This is a genomic window from Pseudomonas sp. SD17-1, assembly GCF_029201585.1.
Taxonomy (GTDB): Bacteria; Pseudomonadota; Gammaproteobacteria; order Pseudomonadales; family Pseudomonadaceae; genus Aquipseudomonas; species Aquipseudomonas palmensis.
The window spans coordinates 1,185,055-1,198,692 of record NZ_CP104044.1 but is presented as its reverse complement, the minus strand read 5'-3'; the positions used below and the strand labels follow the sequence as shown (position 1 = coordinate 1,198,692).

General features: G+C 64.8%; 13 protein-coding genes. 6 read left to right on the top strand and 7 right to left on the bottom strand.

The annotated features are described in order from the left end of the window. Nucleotides 1-58 precede the first annotated feature (58 nt). Both lptG and lptF read right to left on the bottom strand, forming a co-directional pair. Nucleotides 59-1,120 (bottom strand): LPS export ABC transporter permease LptG, encoded by a 1,062-nt coding sequence (gene lptG, locus N0B28_RS05330; RefSeq protein WP_054916376.1) that lies wholly within the window; start codon nt 1,118-1,120, stop codon nt 59-61. Next, nucleotides 1,113-2,228 (bottom strand): LPS export ABC transporter permease LptF, encoded by a 1,116-nt coding sequence (gene lptF, locus N0B28_RS05325; protein ID WP_043862434.1) that lies wholly within the window; start codon nt 2,226-2,228, stop codon nt 1,113-1,115. The genes lptG and lptF overlap by 8 nt, the downstream gene beginning before the upstream one ends. A 287-nt stretch (nt 2,229-2,515) precedes the next feature. On the opposite strand from lptF, the gene N0B28_RS05320 reads away from it, so the two are divergent. The 5 genes from N0B28_RS05320 to rlmF all read left to right on the top strand — a co-directional run bounded on the left by N0B28_RS05320 (nt 2,516) and on the right by rlmF (nt 8,982). Beyond that, nucleotides 2,516-4,009, top strand: a complete 1,494-nt coding sequence (locus tag N0B28_RS05320; RefSeq protein WP_054916377.1) for a leucyl aminopeptidase — start codon at nt 2,516-2,518, stop codon at nt 4,007-4,009. A gap of 51 nt (nt 4,010-4,060) precedes the next feature. Beyond that, nucleotides 4,061-4,489 (top strand): DNA polymerase III subunit chi, encoded by a 429-nt coding sequence (locus tag N0B28_RS05315; RefSeq protein ID WP_043862523.1) that lies wholly within the window; start codon nt 4,061-4,063, stop codon nt 4,487-4,489. Between the two features lie 2 nt (nt 4,490-4,491). Beyond that, the gene (locus tag N0B28_RS05310; protein WP_043862436.1) at nt 4,492-4,857 is read left to right on the top strand and encodes a hypothetical protein; all 366 of its coding nucleotides are present in this window, start codon (nt 4,492-4,494) and stop codon (nt 4,855-4,857) included. 170 nt (nt 4,858-5,027) lie between these two features. Further along, a complete protein-coding gene (locus N0B28_RS05305) occupies nt 5,028-7,874 on the top strand; it encodes a valine--tRNA ligase (RefSeq protein ID WP_043862437.1) in 2,847 nt (948 codons plus the stop codon). Between the two features lie 145 nt (nt 7,875-8,019). Next, entirely contained in the window at nt 8,020-8,982 is a 963-nt protein-coding gene (rlmF, locus tag N0B28_RS05300) for a 23S rRNA (adenine(1618)-N(6))-methyltransferase RlmF (protein WP_275730741.1), read from the top strand. Between the two features lie 72 nt (nt 8,983-9,054). Here rlmF and N0B28_RS05295 read toward each other — a convergent pair whose 3' ends face one another. Next, entirely contained in the window at nt 9,055-9,336 is a 282-nt protein-coding gene (locus tag N0B28_RS05295; RefSeq protein WP_009398256.1) for an HU family DNA-binding protein, read from the bottom strand. Nucleotides 9,337-9,744: 408 nt separating this feature from the next. Here N0B28_RS05295 and yejK point away from each other — a divergent pair, with 408 nt between their 5' ends. Next, nucleotides 9,745-10,752 carry a nucleoid-associated protein YejK gene (gene yejK, locus N0B28_RS05290; RefSeq protein ID WP_043862439.1) on the top strand — a complete coding sequence of 336 codons (1,008 nt, stop codon included), beginning with the start codon at nt 9,745-9,747 and terminating at the stop codon, nt 10,750-10,752. Here the strand turns inward: yejK and N0B28_RS05285 are convergent. The 4 genes from N0B28_RS05285 to N0B28_RS05270 all read right to left on the bottom strand — a co-directional run bounded on the left by N0B28_RS05285 (nt 10,733) and on the right by N0B28_RS05270 (nt 13,604). After that, entirely contained in the window at nt 10,733-11,026 is a 294-nt protein-coding gene (locus tag N0B28_RS05285; protein WP_229589547.1) for a GIY-YIG nuclease family protein, read from the bottom strand. The two genes, yejK and N0B28_RS05285, sit on opposite strands and share 20 nt — an antisense overlap. Nucleotides 11,027-11,066: 40 nt before the next feature. Next, nucleotides 11,067-11,537: a nuclear transport factor 2 family protein gene (locus N0B28_RS05280; protein WP_043862441.1), complete on the bottom strand. Its 471-nt coding sequence runs from the start codon at nt 11,535-11,537 to the stop codon at nt 11,067-11,069. A gap of 152 nt (nt 11,538-11,689) precedes the next feature. Further along, nucleotides 11,690-12,943, bottom strand: a complete 1,254-nt coding sequence (locus N0B28_RS05275; RefSeq protein WP_229589546.1) for an MFS transporter — start codon at nt 12,941-12,943, stop codon at nt 11,690-11,692. A 13-nt stretch (nt 12,944-12,956) separates the two neighbouring features. After that, nucleotides 12,957-13,604 (bottom strand): FadR/GntR family transcriptional regulator, encoded by a 648-nt coding sequence (locus N0B28_RS05270; RefSeq protein ID WP_043862443.1) that lies wholly within the window; start codon nt 13,602-13,604, stop codon nt 12,957-12,959. Between the last annotated feature and the right edge of the window lie 34 nt (nt 13,605-13,638).

Sequence of the window (13,638 nt, the reverse complement as noted above, 5' to 3'; positions counted from 1 at the left end):
TAGGCAACCAATGAAAAAGCCGACCCTGAGGTCGGCTTTTTGTTGGCCAGGGTAATCGCTACCCCGCCCTGCGTAGCAACCACACCCCCGCCAGCGCACAGATTGCCGCCGGGATCACCACCGCCAGCAGCGGCGGGAAGCCGAACACCTGGCTCGAAGGGCCCAGCAGGTCCTGGGCGATGCGGAACACGAAGCCCACCAGCACCCCGGTGAACACCCGCTGGCCCAGCGTCACCGAACGCAGCGGGCCGAAGATGAACGACACCGCCATCAGTACCAGCGCCGCCGTGACCACCGGTTGCAGCACCTTGGTCCAGAACGCCAGCCAGTAGCGCGCGTTGTTCAGCCCCTGGTCGGAGAGGTAGTGAATGTAGTCCCACAGCCCGCTGATCGACAGCGACTCGGGCGCCAGTACCACGGTGCTGAGCAGCTCGGGGGTCAGCGCGACGTCCCAGCGCTCCTCGGCATTGTGGATGACTTCGGTGTGGTCCCCACGGAAGTGCGTGGTGGTCACGTCGGTCAGTTCCCAGTGGCCCTGGGTGTATTGCGCCCTGCGCGCAAAGCTGGAGGTCTGCATGTGACGCTCGTTGTCGAAGCGATAACGCGTCACGCCCAGCAACAGCCCATTGGGCTGCACGGTGTTGATGTGCACGAACTCCTCGCCCTGGCGGTGCCACAGGCCGCGTTTGGAGCTTTGCGCCTCACCGCCACCCTGCGCCAGCGAACGGTCGGCCTGGGCCTTGTTCTCGGTCACGGGTGCCAGGTACTCGCCCATCAGCACGCCGATCAACATCAGTACCAGCATCGGCTTCATGACCGCCCACACGATGCGCCCGATGGACACGCCGGCAGCGCGCATGATGGTCAGTTCGCTGCTGCTGGCCAGGCTGCCCAGGCCGATCAGGCAGCCGATCAGCGCGGCCATCGGCAGCATGTCGTACAGGCGCCGTGGCGCGGTCAGCAGCACGTAGTTGCCCGCGTCCCACAAGGTGTAGGTATCGCTGATGTCGCCCATCTCGTCGATGAAGGCGAACAGCGACGCCAGGCCGAGGATGATCCCCAGCACGGCGATGATGGCCATGAACACGCTCTGGCCGATGTAGCGATCGAGTTTAGCCACGGGCCACCTCCGCACGACGGCTGGCGCGCTTGAGGCGCAGCGGTTCCCAGAACATCAGGCCCAGGCCGATCAGCAGGAACAGCCCATGCACCGGCCACAGGCCCAGGCCGATCGGCAACTTGCCTTTCTCCAGGGCGCCGCGGGCGGCAATCAGAATCGTCAGGTAAGCCATATACAGAAGGATCGCCGGCAGCAGCTTGAGGAAACGGCCCTGGCGCGGGTTGACCCGCGACAGCGGCACCGCCATCAGGGTCACGATGAACACCAGCAGCGGCAGCGACAGGCGCCACTGCAGTTCGGCACGCTCGCGCAGCCCGGTACTGCCGATCAGTTCGGACGTCGGGATGGCCTCGCGCTCGGTGACTTCCTGGCTGACCTCCGGCTTGGGCAGCAGCACACCGTAGGTGTCGTACTTGATGGCGCGGTAATCGGCCTGGCCCGGGTTGCCGTCGTAGCGGTAGCCGTTTTCAAGGATCAGGTAGCGGTTGCCGTCGGCCTGCACTTCCTGACGGCCCTTTTCGGCCACCAGCACGGAGATGCCACGGTCCTTGCTCTTGTCCTGGGACAGTCGCTTCTCGGAAATGAACACGCCGGCCAGCTTTGAACGGTCATCCGACAGCTGCTCGGTGTAGGTGACCCGCGAACCGTCGCGCAGGTTCTGGAAGCGGCCCGGCACCAGGGTGTCGAACTCGGTCAGCGCATCCTGCTGGTTGATGATCTGCGATACCTGGGTCACGCCCTGGGGCGCCAGGCTCAGGCTCAGCCAGGCTACCAGCACCGCGATCAGTGCCGCCGGCATCAGCGTCATGCCCAGCAGGCGCTGCTGGCTCATGCCGGTTGCCGAGAGCACGGTCATCTCGCTTTCCAGGTACAGTCGGCCGTAGGCCAGCAGGATGCCCAGAAACAGGCCCAGCGGCAGGATCAGTTGCAGAAAGCCCGGCAGGCGGTAGCCCATGATCAGGAACAGTACGCCCGGATCGAGCATGCCCTGGGCCGCCTGGGCCAGGTATTTGATGAAGCGCCCGCTCATGATGATGACCAGCAGCACAGCGCTGACGGCACTCAAGGTCACCAGGACCTCGCGGGACAGATAACGGAAGACGATCAAACCAGACACTCCTGGGTTGTCAGGCTCGGACAGCCGAACAAGGGAAAACGTTGCAACCAAGATAGTCGCCCGCCCGCCAAAGGCGAACCCGGACAAAAGTGCGCGCATTATCCTGTGAATGGCCGTGCCTGTCACTTGGCGCCGTGCAAAGCTTCATCTCGGGGTTGTCAGCGCGCCCGCCGCAGGCTCAAACTGGGCGCTTTCTGACTGGCCCGCCACGGCGCGCCAGGCCGCTTCGAGCGCCTGCACCGCCAGCGCGCACTGACAGTTCATTCGGGGACCCTGACATGGAATTGGTTGTAAAAAGCGTAGCCGCAGCATCCTTGAAAACCGCCACCCTGGTACTGAGCGTGGGTGAAGGCCGCACACTGGGCGCTACCGCCAAGGCCGTGGACGACGCCAGCAACGGCGCCCTGAGCGCAGTGCTCAAGCGCGGCGACCTGGCCGGCAAGGTCGGCCAGACCCTGCTGCTGCAAGGCCTGGCCGGGGTCAAGGCCGAGCGCGTGTTGCTGGTGGGGACCGGCAAGGACGCCCTTGCCGACCGCGCCTGGCGCAAGCTGGCGGGCAGCGTGCTAAACGTGCTCAAGGGCCTGGCTGGCAGCGATGCGGTGCTGGCACTGGACGACGTTGCCGTGACCGGCCGCGATGCCAACTACGGCAAGGTACGCCTGCTGGCCGAGAGCCTGCTCGATGGTCAATATGTATTCGATCATTACAAGAGCAAGAAGGCCGAGCCGATCGCCCTGAAGAAGATCACCCTGCTCAGCGACAAGGCCGGCCTGGCCGAGGTGGAGCGCGCCGTCAAGCACGCCACCGCGATCGCCAACGGCATGGGCTTTACCCGCGACCTGGGCAACCTGCCGCCGAACATCTGCCACCCAAGCTACCTGGCCGAACAGGCCAAGGCGCTGGGCAAGGAGTTCAAGGGCCTCAAGGTCGAGGTGCTGGACGAGAAGAAGATCAAGGACCTGGGCATGGGCGCGTTCTACGCCGTGGGCCAGGGCAGCGATCAGCCGCCACGCCTGATCGTGCTCAGCTACCAGGGCGCCGCCAAGAAGAGCGAGAAGCCTTACGTACTGGTGGGCAAGGGCATCACCTTCGACACCGGCGGCATCAGCCTCAAGCCCGGTGCCGGCATGGATGAAATGAAGTACGACATGGGCGGTGCAGCCAGCGTGTTCGGCACCCTGCGTGCCGTGCTCGAACTCAAGCTGCCGATCAACCTGGTGTGTGTACTGGCCTGTGCCGAGAACATGCCCAGCGGTGGCGCCAGCCGTCCGGGCGACATCGTCACCACCATGAGCGGGCAGACCGTCGAAATCCTCAACACCGACGCCGAAGGCCGCCTGGTGCTGTGCGACGCACTGACCTACGTGGAGCGCTTCAAGCCGCAGGCGGTGATCGACATCGCCACCCTGACCGGCGCCTGCATCGTCGCCCTGGGCAGCCATACCTCGGGCCTGATGGGCAACGACGACGAACTGATCGGCCAACTGCTGGACGCCGGCAAGCGTGCCGACGACCGCGCCTGGCAACTGCCGCTGTTCGACGAATACCAGGAGCAGCTCGACAGCCCGTTCGCCGATATCGCCAACATCGGCGGCCCGAAGGCGGGCAGCATTACCGCCGGCTGCTTCCTGTCGCGCTTTGCCAAGGCCTACCACTGGGCCCACCTGGACATCGCCGGCACGGCCTGGACCAGCGGCGGCAAGGACAAGGGCGCCACTGGCCGCCCGGTACCGCTGCTGACCCAGTACCTGCTCGACCGCGCCAACGCCTGAGGCGCCGTCCACCGGCCGCGCTGCAAGGCGTAGCCGGTGGGCCACCCCACCATGAGCAAAGTCGACTTCTATATCCTGCCCAGCCCCGCGCCTGCCGCGCGGCTGGATTTCGCCTGCAAGCTGTGCGAAAAGGCCTGGCGCCTTGGGCACCGCGTGTACCTCAACTGCAGCGATGCGGCCCAGCGCGACGAGCTGGATGCGCGGCTGTGGGCGTTCAAGGGCGAGGCCTTCGTGCCCCACAGCGCGCTCGAGGACGACCCGCACGGCGCGGTGGCGCTGGGGGTCGGTGACGACCCGGGCGATCATCAGGACCTGCTGGTCAATCTCGACCTGAAGGTACCCGGTTTTGCCGCACGCTTTGCCCGCATTGCCGAGATCGTGGTGGAGGAGCCGGCCATTCGTGCGGCGGCGCGGGAGAGTTTCCGTTTCTACCGTGAACAGGGCTATGCTCTGCAAGACCACCGTTTACAGCGACTCTGATGATGGACAAACCTGCCCCCATGCCAAAACCTGCGCATTTGCTGGACGATCTGGAGTCGATTCGCCAGTTGCTGGGTGACGATGCCCTGGAACCGCCACTGCTGACCGAGACCGTCGAGGAGCAGATACCGTTGCTGCTCGAGCCGGCCGAACCGGCAGCGCGGGCCCCGGTGGCTGCCGAGCCGGCTGCCGAGCCCGACCCGCAGGCGCGCCGCCAGGACACCCTGCTGCACCTGGACAGCGAACTGCGCGCGGCGGCGCAGTTGATCATGCAGGATGTGATCAAGGACTTTACCCCGCATATCGAGAACGAGATCAAGCGGCGCCTGGATGCCCGCCTGGAGCGGTTGTTGAACTCACGCTCGTAATCAAAAACGGGGGGCGAGCCTTTGGCTCGCTTCGCCGGCAAGGCCGGCTCCTACGCGAAGAATTCCCCACAGTTTTTTGCCCCACTCCCGCACCTCACGCTACGCCCCGGCCCTTATCCCCGCTATACTTCTCGGCTTTCCTGAATAAATGCCATAGGGTCCCGCCGCGCATGGATAAGACCTACCAGCCGCACGCCATTGAAACTTCCTGGTACAACACCTGGGAGTCAGAGAATTATTTCGCCCCGCAAGGCGCGGGCGATTCGTACACCATCATGATCCCGCCGCCGAACGTGACCGGCAGCCTGCACATGGGTCACGGCTTCAACAACGCGATCATGGACGCCCTGATCCGTTTTCGCCGCATGCAGGGTCGCAACACCCTGTGGCAACCAGGCACCGACCACGCCGGCATCGCCACGCAGATGCTGGTGGAGCGTCAACTGGAGGCCAAGGGCCAGAACCGTCACGACCTGGGCCGCGACAAATTCCTCGAGAAAGTCTGGGAATGGAAGGATCAGTCCGGTGGCAACATCAGCCGCCAGATCCGCCGCCTGGGCTCGTCGGTAGACTGGAGCCGCGAGCGCTTCACCATGGACGACGGCCTGTCCGAAGCGGTCAAGGAAGCCTTCGTGCGCCTGCATGAAGATGGCCTGATCTACCGCGGCAAGCGCCTGGTCAACTGGGACACCAAGCTGCACACGGCGATCTCCGACCTCGAAGTGGAAAGCCACGACGAGAAAGGCCATCTGTGGAACCTGCGCTACCCGCTGGCCGACGGTGCCACCACGGCCGACGGCAAGGACCACCTGGTGGTCGCCACCACCCGCCCGGAAACCCTGCTCGGCGACGCCGCCGTGGCCGTCAACCCGAACGACGAGCGCTACCAGGCGCTGATCGGCAAGTTCGTCAAGCTGCCGCTGGTCGGTCGCCTGATCCCGATCATCGCCGATGACTACTGCGACCCCGAATTCGGCACCGGCTGCGTGAAGATCACCCCGGCCCACGACTTCAACGACTACGAAGTCGGCAAGCGCCACAACCTGCCGCTGCTCAACATCTTCGACAAGAACGCTGCGGTGCTGCCGGCAGCCCAGGTGTTCAACCTCGACGGCAGCCTGAACGAAAGCCTGGACGCCAGCCTGCCTGCCGCCTACGCCGGCCTCGACCGCTTCGTGGCGCGCAAGCAGATCGTTGCCGACCTGGATGCCGCAGGCCTGCTGGTCAGCGTCGACGACCACGCCTTGAAAGTGCCCAAGGGCGACCGCTCCGGCACCATCATCGAGCCATGGCTGACCGACCAGTGGTACGTGTCGACCAAGCCGCTGGCCGAGCCTGCGATCGCCGCTGTCGAAGACGGCCGCATCCAGTTCGTGCCCAAGCAGTACGAGAACATGTACTTCTCCTGGATGCGCGACATCCAGGACTGGTGCATCAGCCGCCAGCTGTGGTGGGGCCACCGCATTCCGGCCTGGTACGACGTGTCGGGCAAGGTCTATGTGGGGCGCAGCGAAGAAGAAGTGCGCGCCAAGCACCAGCTGGGCGACGACGTGGTCCTGAACCAGGACAACGACGTGCTCGACACCTGGTTCAGCTCGGGCCTGTGGACTTTCTCCACCCTGGGCTGGCCGCAGCAGACCGAATTCCTCAAGACCTTCCACTCCACCGACGTGCTGGTGACCGGTTTCGACATCATCTTCTTCTGGGTTGCCCGGATGATCATGTTGACCATGCATCTGGTGAAGAACGAGGACGGTACCCCGCAAGTGCCGTTCAAGACCGTGTACGTGCATGGTCTGGTTCGTGATGGCCAGGGCCAGAAGATGTCCAAGTCCAAGGGCAACGTGCTCGACCCGCTGGACATCGTCGACGGCATCACCCTGGACGCGCTGCTGGAGAAACGCACCAGCGGCCTGATGCAGCCCAAGCTGGCCGACAAGATCGCCAAGCAGACCAAGGCCGAGTTCCCCGAAGGCATCGCCAGCTACGGCACCGATGCCCTGCGCTTCACCTTCTGCTCGCTGGCGTCCACCGGTCGCGACATCAAGTTCGACATGGGCCGCGTCGAAGGCTATCGCAACTTCTGCAACAAGATCTGGAACGCCGCGCGCTACGTACTGGACAAGGGCGAGGACTGCGGCCAGAACGGCGAGGCCTACGAGCTGTCGCTGGCCGACCGCTGGATCATCTCGCAGCTGCAGCGCACCGAAGCCGAAGTGACCCGCCAGCTGGACCAGTTCCGCTTCGACCTGGCCGCCCAGGCGCTGTACGAGTTCATCTGGAACCAGTACTGCGACTGGTACCTGGAGCTGTCCAAACCGGTACTGTGGGACGAGAACGCACCGGTCGAACGCCAGCGCGGCACCCGCCGCACCCTGGTCCGCGTGCTGGAAGTGGCGCTGCGCCTGGCGCACCCGTTCATGCCGTTCATCACCGAGGAAATCTGGCAGCGCCTGGCGCCGCTGGCCGGTATCGAAGGCAAGACCATCATGCTGCAGCCGTGGCCGGTGGCCAACGAAAGCCGCATCGATGAAGCCGCCGAAGGCGATATCGAGTGGCTCAAGGAACTGATGCTGGGCGTGCGCAACATCCGTGGCGAAATGAACATCGGCCCGGGCAAGCCATTGCAGCTGTTCCTCAAGAACGCCAGTGCCGAAGACGTGCGTCGCCTGCAGGAAAACGAGGCACTGCTCAAGAAGCTGGCCAAGATCGAATCCTTCACCGTGCTGGGCGAGCAGGACGAGGCGCCGCTGAGCGCCACCGCCCTGGTCGGCGACCTGCAGGTGCTGGTGCCGATGGCCGGGCTGATCGACAAGGATGCCGAGCTGGCGCGTCTGAACAAGGAAATCCAGCGCCTGCAAGGCGAAGTGCAGCGGGTGGGCGGCAAGCTGTCCAACCCGGCGTTCGTCGATAAGGCGCCGCCTGCGGTGATCGACAAGGAGCGCGCCAAGCTGGCCGAGGCCGAACAGGCCCTGGCCAACTTCACCGAGCAGCATGCGCGGATTGCCGCCTTGTAATACTCACTGACTGTAGGAGCCGGCCTTGCCGGCGAAGCAGGCGACACTGCCCTGCTACCTGCACTGGCAAGGCTGCGCCTTGCATCGCCGGCAAGGCCGGCTCCTACAGGGGGCCCGTCTTGCCGGCGTTTTTTATGGGACTTTCATGACCACACCCAACAAACCCACCCTGCACCCGCGCAACCGCCACCAGGGTCGCTACGACTTCCCGCAACTGATCAAGAGCAGCCCGGAGCTGGGCCGCTTCATGATCACCAACCCCCACGGCAAGCCGAGCATCGATTTCGCCGACCCCGAGGCAGTGCGCGTGTTCAACCGCGCCCTGCTCAAGGCCCAGTACGGCATCCAGCACTGGGACATCCCGGCCGACTACCTGTGCCCGCCCATACCCGGCCGCGCCGACTACCTGCATGGCCTGGCCGACCTGCTGGCCACCGACAACGGTGGCGAGATTCCGCGGGGGGCGATGATCCAGGCACTGGATGTGGGGGTCGGGGCCAACTGCATCTATCCGCTGCTGGGTCACGTCGACTACCGCTGGCGCTTCCTGGGCTCGGACATCGACCCGGTGGCCCTGGGCGCCGCCAAGGCCATCGTGCAGGCCAACGGCCTGGGCAAGGTCATCAGCCTGCGCCAGCAGGGCAATGCTCGGCAGATCCTCGCCGGCCTGCTAAAGAGCGACGAACGCTTCGACGTCACCCTGTGCAACCCGCCCTTCCACGCCTCGCGTGACGAAGCCACCCGTGGCAGCCAGCGCAAATGGCGGGCGCTGGGCAAGACCGACCCCAAGCGCAAGCTGCCGGTACTGAACTTTGGCGGGCAGAACAACGAGCTGTGGTGCGAAGGCGGTGAAATCCGCTTTGTCAGCCAGCTGGTGAATGAAAGCGTGGCCCTGGGCCAGCAGGTGCTGTGGTTCAGCAGCCTGGTGTCGAAGGCATCGAACCTGCCGGGTATCGAGGCGGCCCTGAACAAGGCCGGCGCAGTAGAACACCGCGTGCTGGAGATGGGCCAGGGGCAGAAGCAGAGCCGCCTGGTGGCCTGGACCTTCCAGACACCTCAGGCGCGCGCAGCGTGGCGCCAGCTGCGCTGGACGAAACCCGCCCCCTAGGGGCATGCGCAGCACCCACAAAAAAACCGCGCCTGGCTCGCACCGGACGCGGTTTTCAGAAGCTGTTTACAATTACTTGTTTACAGCGTCGGTCAGCACTTTGGCTGGAACGAACTTGACGACTTTCTTGGCAGCGATTTCGATGGCAGCGCCAGTCGAAGGGTTACGACCGGTACGGGCAGGACGCTCGGTGATCTTCAGCTTGCCGATACCCGGCAGGGTGATTTCGCTGCCATTTTCCAGTTGATCAGCAACGATCTGGCCCAGTTGCTCCAGAGCGTTACGCGCGGTGGTTTTCGGCGCGTCGATAGCTTCGGCGATATCGGCGATCAGTTGGTCTTTGGTCAATGCCATGGTGGTGTTCCTTCCCTATCAAATTCAGTTGGTTTGCAGAGTGCAGCGTCAGCCATCGGCCCAGACCCGCGAGTCTTCGGCGGTCCGGGGTATATCCATTGCCAATCGCGTATGTAGATACACAAAAATGCGTTTGGTTCGACGTGACATCAGCGGTCTGCCAGCAATGCGCCACACGCGGTGCGCAAGACCGGGCAAAACTACCACACGAAGCGATAAATATCCGCCTCCCACAGGCCAAATGTTCTGGTTTTTCGGGGGTTTGCAGCAAATTTCGCAAAAAATCGCACAAAAAATGAACAACCCTTGCGTCGACACACATCCATACCCTGCTCAAGCCCCCGGCTGGGTTACACTTGGCCGCTTTGCAGCGCCGTATGTCGCGCCCTATTTTCAGCCGAGAATCCCATGCCGATCCGTCATTGCATCGTCCACCTGATCGACAAGAAACCCGATGGCAGCCCTGCCGTGCTGCACGCACGCGACTCGGAACTGGCCGAGTCGACCGCCATCGAGAACCTGCTGGCCGACCTCAACGACAGCTACAACGCCAAACAGGGCAAAGCCTGGGGCCTGTTCCACGCCGAGTCCGGCGCCCATCCGTTCAGCGGCTGGCTGAAGGAATACCTGGATGAAGGCAAGACCTTCACCGCCTTCAGCCGCGTGGCCGTCGAGCACCTGCAGAAGCTGATGGAAGAGTCGAACCTGTCCACCGGTGGCCACGTACTGTTCGCCCACTACCAGCAAGGCATGACCGACTACCTGGCCATTGCCCTGCTGCACCATAGCGAAGGTGTGGCGGTGAACGCCGACCTGGACGTGACCCCCTCGCGCCACCTGGACCTGGGCCAGCTGCACCTGGCTGCTCGCATCAACATCTCCGAGTGGCAGAACAACAAGCAGTCCAAGCAGTACATCTCGTTCATCAAGGGCAAGAACGGCAAGAAGGTCTCGGAGTACTTCCGCGACTTCATCGGCTGCCAGGAAGGCGTCGACGGCCCGGGAGAGACCCGCACCCTGCTCAAGGCCTTCAGCGACTTCGTCGAGAGCGAGGACCTGCCCGAGGAAGCCGCCCGCGAAAAGACCCAGACCCTGGTCGAGTACGCCACCAGCCAGACCAAGGCAGGCGAGCCGGTGACCCTGAGCGAGCTGTCGGAACTGATCGACGAGGACCGCCCACGGGCCTTCTATGACCATATCCGCAACAAGGACTACGGCCTGTCGCCGGAGATCCCGGCCGACAAGCGCACCCTGAACCAGTTCCGCCGCTTCACCGGCCGCGCCGAGGGCCTGTCGATCAGCTTCGAGGCACACCTGCTGGGCTCGAAGATCGAGTACGACGAAGAGGCCGGCACCCTGATCATCAAGGGCCTGCCCACCCAGCTCACCGATCAGCTCAAGCGTCGCAAGGACTGAGCCCCGTCCAGGAGGCCACCAGTGCCTCCTTGGCCGACTTGCGCAGCTTCTTCACCAGGCGTTCCTGGCGCAGCGCCTCGGCCTTGTCCGGCCAGGCTTCCACATACACCAGCGCCACTGCCGGGCTGGTGCTGAAGTAACGCGCACCGCGGCCGCTCTGATGCGCATTGAAACGGCGCTCGGGGTTGTCACTGATGCCGCAGTACAACGAACCGTTGGCGGTGCGTACCAGATAGACATACCAGGGTTTGCGAGAGGTGGGGGTTTCGGTCACGGGCATCTGCGTACAGGGGTGAAGGCGACAGCTTACCCCGTCAACGCCCGGCCTGAAATGCGCGCAGGCCTTTTGCCGCCTGTTGGCGAATCTTGCCCTGTACCAGCGGTGTCCAGCCCAGCAGCAGGCCCTTGGTACCCAGCGCCTGGCGGGCCCAGCGCCACAGGTCGAAATGATCGTGATGCTCGACGATCAACCCGTCGCGGATCACGAAACGTGCCTGAATGTCGTTGACCACCACGCGACCGGTCTGGCTGAACAGGTAGGTGGCCACCCAGTGCGCAGTGGCGCTGCGCTCGTCGGCGCGCACGCTGTCGAAGGTCAGGGAGAAATCCTTGGCGCGACTGGCGAGCATGCGCCACATGTCGGCGGCGTCCTTGCCACGCAGGGTACCGAAGGCCGGGTCGCTGAACACCACCTCGGGGCTGTAGCAGGCGACCATGGCCTCGGCGTCGAGGCGCTGGAAGGCCTGGTAGAAACGTGTGATCAGCGCGATGTTGGCGTCGCTCATGGGCGCGGTCCATTACAGGGGAACGGACGTGAACGATAGGCCGAGTGATGGCTGAAAGCTACGGGTATCTACGGTGCGAATGATGTGCCCCATCGCGGGTCAGGCCCGCTCCCACAGGTGCAGTGCAGACCCGCGATGGCAGCCGCGCGAAGTCAGACCCGTTCGCTGACCACACCCACCTGCAACGACCGCCCGGCCTTGAGCCCGAAACCGATCGCACCCACGCCCAGCACCGCGAAGATCCAGCCCACCGCGTCCCAGCCACCGGTCACGTCATGCACCAGGCCCACCGCGAACGGCCCCATCGAGGCCAGGGTATAGCCGATGCCCTGGGCCATGCTCGACAGGTTGGCCGCCACATGCGAGTCCTTCGACCGCAACACGATCAGGGTCAGCGCCAGGGCAAAGGTGCCGCCCTGCCCGATGCCCAGTACCACCGCCCAGCCCCACAGCCCGCCTAACGGGGCATACAGGCAGCCGAACAGGCCGGCCAGGGTCAGCAGCATCACCAGCACGATGGCCAGGCGCTGGTCCTTGCCACGGGTGGCCAGCCACGGCGCGGTCAGGGCACTGGCCAGTTGCACGATCACCGAACCGGACAGCACCAGCCCGGCCTCGGTCGGGCTCAGGCCACGGCCGATCAGAATCGAGGGCAGCCAGCCGAACACGATGTACGCCAGCGACGACTGCAGGCCCATGTACAGGGTCACCTGCCAGGCCAGCGGATCGCGCAGCAGCCCCCTCACCCGATAAGCCACCGCATGCTTGCCATGCCCGTGGCGCGCCTGGGGCAGCCAGAACAGCGCCGCCACCACCGCCGGAATCAGCCAGACACCCAGGCCCAGCGCCCAGCTGTCGTCGAAGTGCTGGCTCAACGGCACGGTGGCGCCGGCCGCCAGGGCCGCGCCCAGGCACAGGGCCATGGTGTACACGCCGGTCAGGGCGCCGGCATGCTTGGGGAAGTCGCGCTTGACGATGCCCGGCAGCAGCACGCCAATCACGCCGATGCTGGCCCCGGCCAGGATGCTGCCGGCAAACAGCCCCACACTGCCCAGCGAGCTGCGCAGCAAGATGCCGCACGCCAGCGTGAGCAGAATGCCCAGCACCACCCGCTCGCTGCCGAAGCGACGCGCCAGGATCGGTGCCAGCGGCGCGAACAGGCCCAGGCACAGTACCGGCAGCGTGGTCAGCAGGCCGGCCTGCGAAGCACTCAGCCCCAGGCTGTCGGACACCTGCCCGAGCAACGGCGCCATGCTCGACAGCGCCGGGCGCAGGTTCAGTGCCACCAGTACCAGCCCCAGCAGCAACAGCCACGGGCGCTGCAGCACGGCGGGCGGTTGCAGCTGGGCGTCGTCGGCTTCGGCGTCGATCAGGAGTTCTTCGAGCGGCGGGTTGGGTTTGGGCATGGCTGTCTCTGCGTCAGGCTTCATTGATAAGGGTTCTGCTCAGGGCCTTGGCCCGTTCCGGGTCGCGTTGCTCGACCGCCTGCAGGATGTCGCGGTGCAGGTCGAACACGCCCTGGCAACGCGATTCGCGCATGTTGTGGTGCACGGCGCACGCCACCACGGCGGAGAAGTAGCGGTACAGCTCGCTCAATGCCGGGTTGTGTGCGGCGTCCACCAGGCGCTGGTGAAACACCAGGTCGCAGGCCACGTAGCTGTCGAGGTCGTCGTGAAAGTGCTCGGCGCTGTGCTGCAGGGCTTCATGCAGCCCCTTGAGGTCGTCGTCGGTGCGGCGCAGCGCCGCCAGCCCGATGGCCTCGGCTTCGAGGATGTGCCGGGTTTCGCGGGCCTGCTCGAGGCTGCAACGCGACAGCACCTGCACGGTGGCCAGCGGGTCGACATTGGCGCGCAGGTAGGTACCGTCGCCCTGGCGCACTTCGACCAGGCCGCTGAAGGCGAGCACGCGCATCGCTTCACGCACGGTATTGCGGCTGATGCCCAGTTCCAGGGCCAGTTCGGGCTCGGTGGGCAGGCGCTGGCCGACGGCCCAGGCGCCATCGGCGACGCGCTGGCGCAGTTGTTCGACGGCCTGCTCGACAAGGGAGCGTTTGATGAGTTGAGTCATTGACGTGCTTACATCCAATCATCGGACGAATCTG